Below are 12,413 nucleotides of genomic sequence, written 5' to 3'. Positions count from 1 at the left end.
TTTTGAATTGTGATTACAAATATAAACGCAATTTTGTTGCATTTGTAATAATAAATGAAATATATTTGCAACACAATTGCATTTATGAAACAGAGAAAATTACCCGTAACCGTACTTAGTGGCTTTCTTGGTAGCGGTAAAACCACTTTATTAAATCATATCCTTAATAATAAACAGGATTTAAAAGTTGCACTGATAGTGAATGACATGAGCGAGATCAACATTGATGCGAGAACTGTTCAGAACGAACATAAGCTATCGAGAACAGAAGAGCGGCTTGTGGAAATGAGTAATGGATGTATCTGCTGCACGCTAAGAGAAGACCTGATTACCGAAGTTGAAAAACTGGCCAAAGAGGACAGATTTGATTACCTGATTATTGAAAGCACAGGCATTTCTGAACCAATTCCGGTTGCCCAGACCTTTAATTATGTGGATGAAAATCTGGGGATAGACCTCAGTAAGTTTAGCAGACTAGATACAATGGTAACGGTGGTAGACTGCTATAATTTTAAAAAGGATTTTGGGACTGATGAGCTTTTGCTGGATAGAGACTGGATTGATGAACAGGTAGACCGCAGAACTATTGTAAACTTGCTAACCGATCAGATCGAGTTTGCAAATGTGATTATCCTTAATAAAACCGATCTGGTTAGTGAAGAAGATTTGAAGCTGATAAGGGCCTTGATCAAAAAGCTTAATCCCTCTGCAAAACAAATAGAGAGTGTATATAGTAAAATTGATCTCAAAGAAATTCTCAATACAGGATTGTTTGATTTTGAAACTTCTTCACAAGGCGCGGGTTGGATTAAGGAATTAAATACAATTCACGAGACTGAAACAGAAGAATATGGTATAAGTAGCACTGTGTTTCGCTCATCAAGACCGTTTCATCCACAGCGTCTATGGAACTACCTAAATGTAGATTTTCCGAATAACATTCTAAGAACCAAAGGCTTGTTTTGGATTGCGGCTCTGCCAGATTATGCACTTAATTTCTCTCAGGCAGGTGGTTCTCTTAAAATCGAAAATGCAGGAAATTGGTGGGCAAGTATGTCTTTGCAGGAAAGACTCCGCTATACAGATTACCTGGAAAACCGGCAAGACATAGAAAGCAGATGGGACATGGGTTTTGGAGATCGTTTAAACGAGCTTGTTCTTATTGGACAAGATATGGATAAAGACCAATTGAATAATGAACTAACCTCGTGTTTATTGAACCATAAAGAGCTGATTTGCTTCTGGCAGGGAGAGAAATTTGAAAATCCCTTTGAAAGGGTCCTTTAAAGCCTGTTTTTTATGCTGAGAAGATTACTTTTAATTCCTGGCTTTATCTTTCTATTTTCCGGATATACACAAGCTCAAGTCCTAATTGATTCTATTAAACTGAAAGAGGTAAGTATTGTTGATAAGCCGAAGCCTGTAAGCAGAACCAGTATTTCTGTAACCCTATCTGAAAAGCAGCTTCAGCAAACTAAGGGCTCCGGACTGGCCGAAACCATTAAAGAGGTTCCGGGTGTAAGTATATTAAAAACAGGCTCAACCATTTCCAAGCCTGTAATAGAAGGACTGCACGGCAACAGAATACTAATCCTAAATAACGGAATAAGGCTTGAAGCTCAACAATGGGGCCTGGAACATGCTCCCGAAATAGATCCCTTTCTTGCCAGCAGGATTCATGTGATAAAAGGAGCAGAGTCAGTAAGGTATGGAGCTGAAGCAATTGGTGGAGTGATTATAGTAGAGCCTCCTTCTTTACCCAGTTCAGCTGGTATATCAGGAGGACTTAATCTTATAGGCGCATCAAATGGCAGATCAGGTACCACATCAGGAATGCTTAGTGGTGGATTAAAATCATTACCAGGCTTTGGCTGGCGATTACAGGGAACACTTAAAAAATCGGGTAATGTACGCTCAGCCGAGTATTATCTTGGTAATACCGGAGTTCAGGAGTTAAATTATTCAGCAGCAGCAGGGTATCATACAGCCAAGGCTTTATATGAAGTTTATTATAGTCGCTTTGGTACTGAGTTAGGTATTTTATATAGCGCGCATGTAGGCACAAGGGAAGATATTGATGCCAGAATAGCAATAGGCAGGCCACTGGAGAACTATGAATTTACGTATAACATTTCTGCTCCACGCCAAAAAGTTGTACATGATTTATTCAAAGCTAAAGCTCACTATGACTTTATTGATCGACAGTCTTTAGATATAACGTATGGTTTTCAAAAGAATCAGCGTAAAGAGTATGATTTCAGGAGGGGCGATAGGGAAGCGTTGCCTATTACAGATCTGATTTTGAATACCCATACGTTGGACCTGGTTTTTGAAAAGCAAAACCTGAAAGGAGCAAAACGCTTATATGGCCTCAATGGGATTTTTCAGGTGAACAATAACATTCCCGGAACATTGGCAAATACATTTATCCCAAACTATGATAGTTTTACCGGAGGTATTTTTCTGATTCAGCACTGGTTAAAAAACGATTTTGAATTTGAAGCTGGATTGCGATACGACTTTAAACTATTTGACGCTGCGGGATACAGATACGCTAATAATGGTGATGAAAGTTCAGAGATTACAGAACAATACTACGGAGGGCAGAGCAGGTTTCATAATGTTACCGGGTCGTTCGGTATGCTTTTGAAAATTAACCGATACTGGCAATTAGGTAGCAATTTAGGTTTAGCCTGGAGAGCACCTACCGCCAATGAATTGTTTAGCAACGGATTACATCATGGTGCCGGATTATATGAAATAGGCGACCCTAATATTAAAACGGAACAAGGGTACAAATGGATAAACACTTTAAAATATTACGGAGAAAAAATAGATTTTACACTTGATGCCTATGCTCAGTATATCAATAATTACATCTATTCTGAACCTGATAAAATTTTCAGACAAACTGTAAGTGGTACCTATCCAATATTCAGATATAAACAAACTAATGCATCATTTTTTGGTACAAACCTTTCAGGGACTTATCACTTTTCTGAGTTGCTGTCCTATAAATTCAATGCTGCACTAATCAGAGCGCGAGATCTTGACAATCGTAAATATCTGCCTTACATCTCTTCGGACAGGGTAGATCAGCATATTCATCTAGATTTTCAATTTAAAAACTTAAATAACGCCTGGATACAGGCAGGACATAGCTTCGTTCGTCGGCAGACCCGTTATGAGCCCGAAAGCGACTATGCCGCTCCTCCTGGAGCTTATCATCTTTTTCAACTTTCGGGCGGAACAACGATTAAGGTTGGAGAGCAAGAGCTGGGCTTAAATCTTAGTGTAGACAATTTATTTAACACCCTTTATAAAGAGTATATGAACCGCTACAGATACTATACTCATGATATGGGAAGGAATATCACCATACGACTTAACTATAATTTTTAATCGAATAAATCTTATCAATTACATATAATAATTTACAATTATGAACAAATTACGCAATTACTCATTAGCAATTTTAGTAGCGCTTATCGCACTCACATTTAATGCCTGTAAGAAGGATCCCAAGCCCGAAGTGCCAGAAGAAGAGATTGGCAAAGCAGAACTTACTTTTCTTGAAGTTGAACGCGAGGAACATGGTGATCATTATCATTATAACCCTATTGCCGAAGCAAAGCCAGCCATTATAACCTTTGATAGTAAAGGCTTACCTCCTGTAGGTACGCACCTCCACCTTACAGAAGGTAAAACTTACAAACTAACACTTAAATCGTTTGATTTTGCGAACCGCGAAATGCAGCAGGAATTCCTTGAAAAACACGACATCCATCAGGCATTTATATTAGGTGCACCCGATGGGATTTTAACTTATGTTTATGCCGATAGGGATAAGGAGAATAAGAAAATAAGTGTTGGAGTAACAGGATATTTAACGGTTGATGAGCACACAGAAACAGGCTTCACCTTCCGTTATGTACTTCGCCATCTTAATCCGGGAGTAAAGGCCAGCATCACGGCAGCGAACTGGAATGACATCAATTTTGCCTCAAAGTTTGCGGGGGCTAACGATTTGGATTTAAAATTCGAATTGCACCCAGTGCATGAAGGGGAACATGAACATTAAAAAATAAAATTGTAACAAATGCCATTGTTAGGAGACAAAAGGAAGCATAGAACATATACTTTTGAATAAATAGTAGCTTATGAATAAGTCATATCCGGCAATGATAGCCTTTCTGCTTTTTATTAGCAGTCCAGTTTTAAAGGCTCAGCAGATTAAAAAGATTGATGGAACCTCCATCAGTACTGATTCTCTTCGCAACAAAATTTTGTTCTTAATGGACAAGGCCAAAGTTAAAGGACTTGAGCTGGCAATTTTCAATAAAAATAAAGTAGTTTATAAGGAGGGGTTTGGTATTGGAAATGATGCGGGGGTGAAGTTACATCCTTCTATGAGCATTTACGGAGCATCTTTAAGTAAAACCGTATTTACAGTATTGGTGTTAAAACTGGTAGAAGAAGGAATAATCGATCTGGACAGGCCACTACAGGATTATTTACCAAAACCGATCTACGAATATCCTCAAAAAACCAAATGGCAGGATAATTATAACGATCTTAAAACAGATGCACTTTATAAACGGATCACTGCTAGAATGTGTTTGGATCATACCACTGGATTTCCAAATTGGCGATGGGACAATTCCGACCAGAAGTTAAGGGTTGCGTTTATGCCTGGCAGCAGATATAGTTATTCGGGCGAAGGAATGGTTTATTTGCAAACGATAATTGAGAAAATTACCCAAAAGTCTTTAGCGCAACTTATGACGGAAAAAATATTTACCCCTTTTAATATGAAGAATTCCGCTTATACCTGGTTACCGAGATTTGAAGCCGATTATGCACTTGGATATAACCAGGAGGGCAAAGCCTATGATAAAGACAAAGATAATGAGGCACGTTCTCCAAGTACTCTTGAAACAACACTTGATGACTATTCTAAATTTGTTGAAGTCTTGCTGCAGGGCCAGGCACTTAAGAAGCAATCACGACAAGAGATGTTCCGCCCACAGTTCCGTTTGCGGTCTGTTACCCAATTTGGGCCATTGTCTCAAAAAGACACCAGTGCTAACGATGGGATATCCTTAAGCTATGGACTAGGTTGGGGTTTACTTAAATCGCCTTATGGCTGGGGTGCCTTTAAGGAAGGTCATGGTGATGGATTTCAGCATTATTGTATTGTTTTTCCTGAAACCGGTACCGGCATAGTAATAATGACCAATAGTGATAATGGAGAAAGCATTTTTAAGGATATACTTGAAATAGCCATTGCCGATAAATATACTCCATGGAAATGGCAAAATTATATTCCTTATAACTATAATTCTCTTCAGAAATAAAAGAGGAAAGTGCCAAATTAAATTTTGCTCTCCTTAGCGTCCACCGAATTGGTAAGCCGGATTTTTCGTCGCTTACCAATTCTTTTCAAATTAATTTATTAATATTGAGTTTAAAACGAACTTGGATTCGAAAGGGGGATAAGGATTTATGATCAATTACAGCACATGCTTTGACCAGGAGCTTGTCCTTTTATTAAAAGATGACGATGATGCTGCTTTTAAGGAGATCTATCTACGCTATGATAAACTTCTTTTGATCTATGCTTATAAGAAATTGCGCAATAGGGAAGAAGCAAAAGACCTTGTTCAGGATGTATTTACCTGGTTGTGGAATAGCCGCAAAGATTTCTCTTTAAACACAACCCTGTCGGGTTATCTATATAAATCTGTACTTAATCGAATCTTCGATGTCGTTAAGCATAAGGGTATCATTAGAAAATATGTGGATAGCGGAAAACATTATGTTGAGATAAGTAATGAGGATACAGATTATTTAATCCGTGAAAAAGATATTACACTGCTAATCGAAAAGGAAATATTAACAATGCCCCCAAAAATGCGTGAGATCTATACTCTGAAGAGGAAATACTTTCTAAGTACAAAAGAAATTGCTACGGAACTCAGCCTTTCTGAACATACCGTTTCAACCCAAATGAAGCGTGCACTTAAACATCTTAAAGTTAAACTTGGTATTATAGTTTTATTTGTAACTGTCGGTTTTTGATTTATTTTAAATCTTTTTTTTGTCATTGTACCTAATGGCTTCTTTTGAATCGTCTTAGTCTTTAATAAGGGTTAAACCGGGAATAAAAGACCATGCAAAAAGACATACAGGCCATATTAGATAAAGTGAGTTCAGGAAATGGAACGGATGAAGAACAGCAGATTGCCAAATACTGGTTGCACCAACTTCACCAGGATGATGATTCCGAGTTTTCTGAAACGGATCTAGATGCGCTTAGCTCTGAAATGTGGCACGAAATTCAGAAGAAAAGAAAAGCAGAAAGCCCAGGAAGACGCTTTTTATGGCCAGCAGTTGCTGCGGCTGCCTGTCTGATTTTAGCTTTCTGTACTGTACTGTATTTTTATCACAATGGTACATCAGATGGCAATAAAATGGCACAAGTATTATTTCAGGATATTCCTGCGGGAGGAAATAAAGCTTATTTAACCCTTGCGAATGGCAAAAAAATTAGTTTAACCGATGCATCTAGTGGTGCAATAGCTACACAGGCAGGTATACAAATTACCAAAACATCGAGTGGACAACTTGTGTATACGATTGCCAATCAACAAGCAATAGGAAAAAACGACTATTATAATCGTATTGAAACACCCAAAGGCGGACAATATCAGTTAAAACTTCCTGATGGAACTAAGGTCTGGCTCAACTCAGCCTCCTCTTTAAAATACCTTGTTAATTTCTCTTCAAAGGAAGAACGAATTGTTGAATTAACCGGGGAAGCTTATTTTGAAGTAGCAAAAGATAAAAACCATCCATTCCTGGTACGTAGTGCAGGTCAGGAAGTTAAAGTTCTTGGTACTCATTTTAACGTAAATGCATATGACGACGAGAATGGAGTTAAAACTACATTGTTAGAAGGATCTGTAAAGGTGAATAATGATGTTGTTCTGATTCCAGGGGAGCAATCTGTTTTAATAGGAGGCAAGCTCAATGTAAAAGCTGTAAATGCCGGTGATGCGATAGACTGGAAAAATGGCGAGTTTGTTTTTAATAAAGACCCGCTAACCGATATTTTAAGAAAGGTATCGAGATGGTATAATGTAGATATTGTCTATGTACGCAATCTCGGTTCGCCACTGGATGTCCCTACTTTTAGTGGCTCCGTCTCCCGATTTGAAAATGTATCCGTCATATTGAGGATGCTTGAAGAAACCAGTAATGTGCGTTTTGCTATCGAAGGCAAGACTATAAAAGTAAAATAACCTAACCAACAATCAACAACTAAACAAAACCAAAATGAAAAGAATCAAAGGCAAAGCAAGCTGATATTTCCGCGCAGGTTTTTAAGAAAAAAGCTATGAAAGTGTTTCAGCACTTCCATAGCAATATCTGAGTTAACCATAAAAAACAAATTCCAGATCAGTTTAACGTATTAACCCAAGCTTCAAAGGTATGAAATTATATACTTTTAACCTAGGTGTGCCATGCCAATGGCTACCTCCAGAATTTTTATCAGTTATGAATTCGGTTGTCCGGCCATTTGCTGCAGCCGATAAAAGAAAATTACTAATGAGAATTAACTTGATCATAATTATAATGACCAGCTGTTTACTGCAAGTCAGTGCATCCAGTTTTGCGCAGCGATTTAGTTATAATAAACGACAGGTTGCACTACGTCAGGTTTTTCAAGAAATCAAAAAACAGACCGGATATAAAGTGCTGTATTCGGATCAGAACGTCAACGGAAATCTTTTAATTAATGCTGAATTTAATAATGCAGAGTTAGAAACTGTACTGCAATCTTTGTTGAAGGACTTGCAATTGACATACAAGATAGATCAGAAAGTAATTCTTATCAAATCGTTGGCAAAGCCCGCGTTTCAACAAATAGCACCTTTGCCAGCAAGAGTTGATATCAGCGGAAAAGTGGTCGATAATAGCGGAAAGCCTCTTCCCGGAGCATCAGTAAGTGTAAAAGGACAAGGTAAGGTTGTAAGTACAAACGACGAAGGCATATTTCTTTTAAAGGATGTACAGGAGCCTGCAACATTGATTGTTTCATTTATAGGTTACATCCGCAAAGAAGTAGAGGTTGTTAAAAACCAACAATTAGTTATAACACTAATGGAGGATGTTGGTCAGCTAAACAATGTCATCGTTGTTGGTTATGATAGTAAGAAGCAGAATGAACTGACAAGTGCTGTTGCTGTTGTCTCATCAGTGAAATTAAAAGATGTAACGGCTAATAATATAGGCACGATGCTCCAGGGTAAAGTGGCAGGTTTGCAAGTAGTAAACAGTTCCGGTGNYAYCRRSYRCTGTTCCTGAAATAAGATTAAGAGGGGTATCTTCTGTGAATGCCAACCAAAGTCCGCTTACAGTTGTAGATGGGATTATTGGAGGGAATTATGATCCTAATGATGTTGCATCAATTACGGTGCTTAAAGATGCCGGAGCTACGGCTTTGTATGGCTCTCAGGCAAATGCAGGGGTTATTATTATAAATACAAAACGGGCTACATCCGGAGAAACCAACTTTGAGTTTAAGGCTACATCCGGATTTAGAACAGCTGATTTTGGTAAACTAGATGTGATGAACAGCGCTGAACTATATGACTCCCAAAAAGAATTTTACCGGGATTATATTGTTGGTGCCACAGATAATTCATATAAGATAGATCTGATTAAATTTTATAGTGAGCGCCCATTATCACTCTTGAATCAGGATTATGACTGGTCAAAAGAATCCTTTAAACCTGCGCCGGTAAACGCATTTTATCTGTCGGCCAGTGGGAGTACAGAAAAAAATAATTATTATGTAGGTGCATCTTACTATAATGAAAAAGGAACTTTTCTGAACACAGGTTTTCAACGCATTAACCTTCGTGCCAATTCAACCTACACATTCTCTAAGAAATTAAGTATTACCAATAACATCAACCTGAGTGCATCAATGGGTAAAAGTTATGATTACAACGATGTGTATTATTCCTTTTTAAATCTGCCATGGGACAATCCATATGATGAGAATGGAACTCCTATATATGTAGATGGGAATTCTACCTTTAAATGGTGGTCGCGGGATAAAATCAATCCAATCCATACGGTGAAAAATTCTGAACATCCTTACAAAGGGTTTGATGTAAATTATGACTTTGGATTAAACTATAACATTAACAGTTGGTTGACTTTCTCTAGTACGAACAGGGGCTCTGCAGGTTTTAATAAAGGGAAAAATTATTTCTCTCCAATTGTAGCAGGCACTTACCATGGCACTGGCTTTATTGATGAGCTGAATACGCTGAATTATGGTGTTATCTCCAATAATCTGTTTAAGTTTAATTTTCAATTTGGTGATCACTCTATTACAGGATTGGCGGGGATAGCCCTGGAAGCTGGACAAACAGAATACTCTGGAGCTTCGGGTAAAGGTTTGCCAGAAGGGCTGAAGGTACTTAATGTTGTATCTAACAACCAACTTGTAAATGGATTTACCGATAAAAGTTACCTGCAGTCTGGATTATCGCAGGTTAACTATAATTATAAAAGCCGCTACTTTTTATCGGGCTCATTTCGTATAGATGGATCCTCTGCTTTTCCGGAAGGAAATAGGTACGCTTCCTTCCCTTCGGTGTCAGGGGCCTGGTTAGCAAGTAATGAAGATTTCTTGAAAAACAGTACCCTCATTGATAATTTAAAGCTAAGGTTAAGTTATGGTATTACGGGAACGCAGGATATTGGTTCATCAAGGTATCTCGGTCTGTATTCTTTAACCACGCAATACAATTCATTAACCGGAGCTGTACCTTATCAGCTCGCTAGTCCTAATTTAACCTGGGAAAGTAAGCATCAAATTAATGCGGGTATTGATATCGGCTTATTTAAAAGAGTTAACCTTACAGTTGATGTGTATCGTAACAATACTAAAGATCTGCTTCTGCAAGTTTCGCAGCCTTTGTCAGTTGGCTTTGAAACGAAATGGGAAAATGCCGGAAATGTAATTAACAAAGGGATTGAATTAGGGATTAATACTACAAACATAAAAACAACGGATTTCGAATGGACGACAGATTTTACAATAAACTTTAACAGCAATAAATTATACGGTTTACCGGCCGACATTGTGAAGACAGGATCGTGGAGCATTTCCCAGATTTATCGCAACGGAGGTGACCTTTACGAATTTTATATGCCTAAATGGCTTGGAATAGATAGTCAGACTGGAGCACCTGTCTGGGAGAAAGTGATTTATAATGAAGAGGGCAAAGCGGTTGCAAGTGAAAAAACGCTAAATTATGCTGAAGCTACTACTCAGGAATCAGGATCGGCACTGCCCAAATATCAGGGTGGTTTTAATAATAGTTTGAGTTATAAAGGCTTCAATTTACGTGTAAGTACTTACTTTAACTATGGCAATAAGGTGTTTAGCAACAACCTTCGTTTTATGATGAACGATGGACATGAACCTTATTATAACCAGATCAGACTGCCCGATGGCGCTAAGATCTGGTCCGGCCCTAGTGATACTGATGCTACTGAACCAAGCCCTCAGAATTCAGCAAATTCTACAGAAACATCTACCCGATATCTTAAAGACGGCAGTTATTTTACGATCAGAAATATTTCATTTAGCTATGCATTGCCTACGTCGTTGGTGAAGAAATTGCACTTTAAGGCAATCACCTTAGGAGTTACAGCTGATAATGTGGCTACATTTTCGAATTTCTTAGGCCAGGATCCGCAAACAACGATTAGTTCGGGAAGTTTTATAACACCAGGGGTGTCAGACTTCAAATATCCAAATAACAGGCAATATTTATTTACCGCAAACTTCAACTTTTAAGCATATGAAAAAGTATTTATTATCCATAATTGTTCTCCTGCTCATCTTTGGGAACAGCTGCAAAAATCTTGATGTTGCACCAAGTGATGCCATTAGTACGGAAACATTGATTACTACTACTGACGGTTTGACCAATGCCTTAAATGGTGCTTATGCTTTATTTAAGGATCATATTGCATTTAACGGTACAATAGACCAGAACAATATGTATTTGCGTCAGTTTTATCATTTGTCTGACTTTGCCAGTGATGATATTGTATGCGGACAAGTAACTACCGATCCCCTGTTTTATAGCTTTAGTCTGGGTCATTCACCTTCACAAGGCAATACAAGGTATTTCTGGTATGTGTCTTACAAAATAATTACGGGTGTCAATACAGTAATTGAAGCTGTAGAGAAGTCGGGAACACAGGATCCAGCAAAACTACAACTGCTGGGAGAGTGTTATTTTCTAAGAGCATTTTGTCATTTTAACCTAGTCAGGTTGTTTGGTAAACCTTATAGCGTTGATCCTAATGCTGATGGGGTTATCCTGCGTACAAACCTTACTGATCCATCTAAAAAGAAGAGGTCTACGGTTGCAGAAGTATATGCTGCTGTTATTGCCGATGCGGAGAAGGCTGCCTCTTTAATGACCCAGCCGAGAACGGTGCAATATGCATCAAAAGAAGCAGCTTGGGCATTGTTATCACGAGTGAACTTATACAAAGAAGATAATCAGAAAGCCATTGAATATGCCAATTTGGTGATCAATTCTAAACGGTTCAGTCTTGCGACTGCTGCGGCTTATCCTTCCTTATTTGCCAATGCGCAAACAAGTACGGAAACGATTTTTTGTATAGCCTTTACCCCAGTTGACGATTATGGTAAATTTGGATCTATTGCATCGATGATCTATTCTGATGGGAATTCGGGATGGGGCGAGGAGTATGCTTCTTCTTCTWWGWKSAMTNGTGATRWCAAWRCMYMMTGAAGATGTTCGTTGGTCTTACATCGTCCCGCTGAAAGATGGCAATGGAATTATTCAGAAGAAAAATGGCATCGAAGTATATTATATAAGCAAGTTTTCTTTCCAGGGTGGCCTTCCAAATCTAAGCTCCCCAATCATGTTCCGTTTATCAGAAATGTATTTGAATAGAGCAGAGGCAGAAGCTAAGTTAAGTAATACTGGCGCCGCTCTTGACGACGTAGACCTGATCCGTAAAAATCGTGGACTGGAAAATTCTTTATACAATAAAATATTGCCATCAGGGTACTCGGCATTAGACGTTGTTCTGGAAGAGAAACGTATAGAAATGGCTTTTGAAGGGCATAGAGCCTACGATATTTATCGCAATAAGAGAGCGATGAGTAAAGCTTACTGGGGATATCATCTGGCCGGATTAAAAGAAACTGATATTGATTTGAGTAAGACACCAACTGGTTATGCTAATCTATCGGTGAACTACACTAACCCAAGGGTCATTTATTTTGTGCCGATAGATGAAGTGCTGAGTAATACGCTTGCTACTCAAAATCAATAATCCAA

The 12,413-nt window shown here is 38.4% G+C and carries 8 protein-coding genes and 2 pseudogenes; all 10 read left to right on the top strand.

From position 1 onward, the window contains the following. Positions 1–84: 84 nt before the first annotated feature. The 10 genes and pseudogenes from N824_RS19730 (at position 85) to N824_RS34445 (ending at position 12,408) form a co-directional block, all read left to right on the top strand. Complete coding sequence (locus tag N824_RS19730) at positions 85–1,287, top strand: GTP-binding protein (RefSeq protein ID WP_048906941.1); 1,203 nt, start codon at positions 85–87, stop codon at positions 1,285–1,287. Positions 1,288–1,299: 12 nt separating this feature from the next. After that, a complete protein-coding gene (locus N824_RS19725) occupies positions 1,300–3,402 on the top strand; it encodes a TonB-dependent receptor (protein ID WP_048906868.1) in 2,103 nt (700 codons plus the stop codon). 40 nt (positions 3,403–3,442) lie between these two features. Next, on the top strand, positions 3,443–4,081 hold the full coding sequence (locus tag N824_RS19720; RefSeq protein WP_048906867.1) for a hypothetical protein: 639 nt from the start codon (positions 3,443–3,445) through the stop codon (positions 4,079–4,081). A gap of 79 nt (positions 4,082–4,160) precedes the next feature. After that, positions 4,161–5,357, top strand: coding sequence for a serine hydrolase (locus N824_RS19715; RefSeq protein WP_048906866.1), 1,197 nt, complete (start codon positions 4,161–4,163; stop codon positions 5,355–5,357). Between the two features lie 148 nt (positions 5,358–5,505). Further along, positions 5,506–6,081 carry an RNA polymerase sigma-70 factor gene (locus N824_RS19710; RefSeq protein WP_048906865.1) on the top strand — a complete coding sequence of 192 codons (576 nt, stop codon included), beginning with the start codon at positions 5,506–5,508 and terminating at the stop codon, positions 6,079–6,081. Between the two features lie 92 nt (positions 6,082–6,173). Next, positions 6,174–7,304: a FecR family protein gene (locus N824_RS19705; RefSeq protein ID WP_052334225.1), complete on the top strand. Its 1,131-nt coding sequence runs from the start codon at positions 6,174–6,176 to the stop codon at positions 7,302–7,304. A 334-nt stretch (positions 7,305–7,638) separates the two neighbouring features. After that, positions 7,639–8,370, top strand: a pseudogene (locus tag N824_RS33200) (carboxypeptidase-like regulatory domain-containing protein). Between the two features lie 25 nt (positions 8,371–8,395). Continuing rightward, positions 8,396–10,885: a SusC/RagA family TonB-linked outer membrane protein gene (locus N824_RS19700; protein ID WP_200869916.1), complete on the top strand. Its 2,490-nt coding sequence runs from the start codon at positions 8,396–8,398 to the stop codon at positions 10,883–10,885. Between the two features lie 4 nt (positions 10,886–10,889). Further along, a pseudogene (locus tag N824_RS34450) lies at positions 10,890–11,858 on the top strand (RagB/SusD family nutrient uptake outer membrane protein). Positions 11,859–11,991: 133 nt separating this feature from the next. Then, the gene (locus N824_RS34445) at positions 11,992–12,408 is read left to right on the top strand and encodes a RagB/SusD family nutrient uptake outer membrane protein (RefSeq protein WP_235207216.1); all 417 of its coding nucleotides are present in this window, start codon (positions 11,992–11,994) and stop codon (positions 12,406–12,408) included. Positions 12,409–12,413 lie beyond the last annotated feature (5 nt).

The sequence above is a fragment of the Pedobacter sp. V48 genome (genome assembly GCF_000523515.1).
Lineage (GTDB): Bacteria > Bacteroidota > Bacteroidia > Sphingobacteriales > Sphingobacteriaceae > Pedobacter.
Note: the sequence above shows the minus strand (reverse complement) of the source record. Positions and strands in the feature narration are given on the sequence as shown.

Excerpts from the sequence above, each read along its gene's own strand:
- N824_RS19705 (WP_052334225.1), top strand. The coding sequence starts at position 6,174 with ATGCAAAAAGACATACAGGCCATATTAGATAAAGTGAGTTCAGGAAAT.
- N824_RS19710 (WP_048906865.1), top strand. The coding sequence starts at position 5,506 with ATGATCAATTACAGCACATGCTTTGACCAGGAGCTTGTCCTTTTATTA.
- N824_RS19715 (WP_048906866.1), top strand. The coding sequence starts at position 4,161 with ATGAATAAGTCATATCCGGCAATGATAGCCTTTCTGCTTTTTATTAGC.
- N824_RS34445 (WP_235207216.1), top strand. The coding sequence starts at position 11,992 with ATGTTCCGTTTATCAGAAATGTATTTGAATAGAGCAGAGGCAGAAGCT.
- N824_RS19725 (WP_048906868.1), top strand. The coding sequence starts at position 1,300 with ATGCTGAGAAGATTACTTTTAATTCCTGGCTTTATCTTTCTATTTTCC.
- N824_RS19720 (WP_048906867.1), top strand. The coding sequence starts at position 3,443 with ATGAACAAATTACGCAATTACTCATTAGCAATTTTAGTAGCGCTTATC.
- N824_RS19730 (WP_048906941.1), top strand. The coding sequence starts at position 85 with ATGAAACAGAGAAAATTACCCGTAACCGTACTTAGTGGCTTTCTTGGT.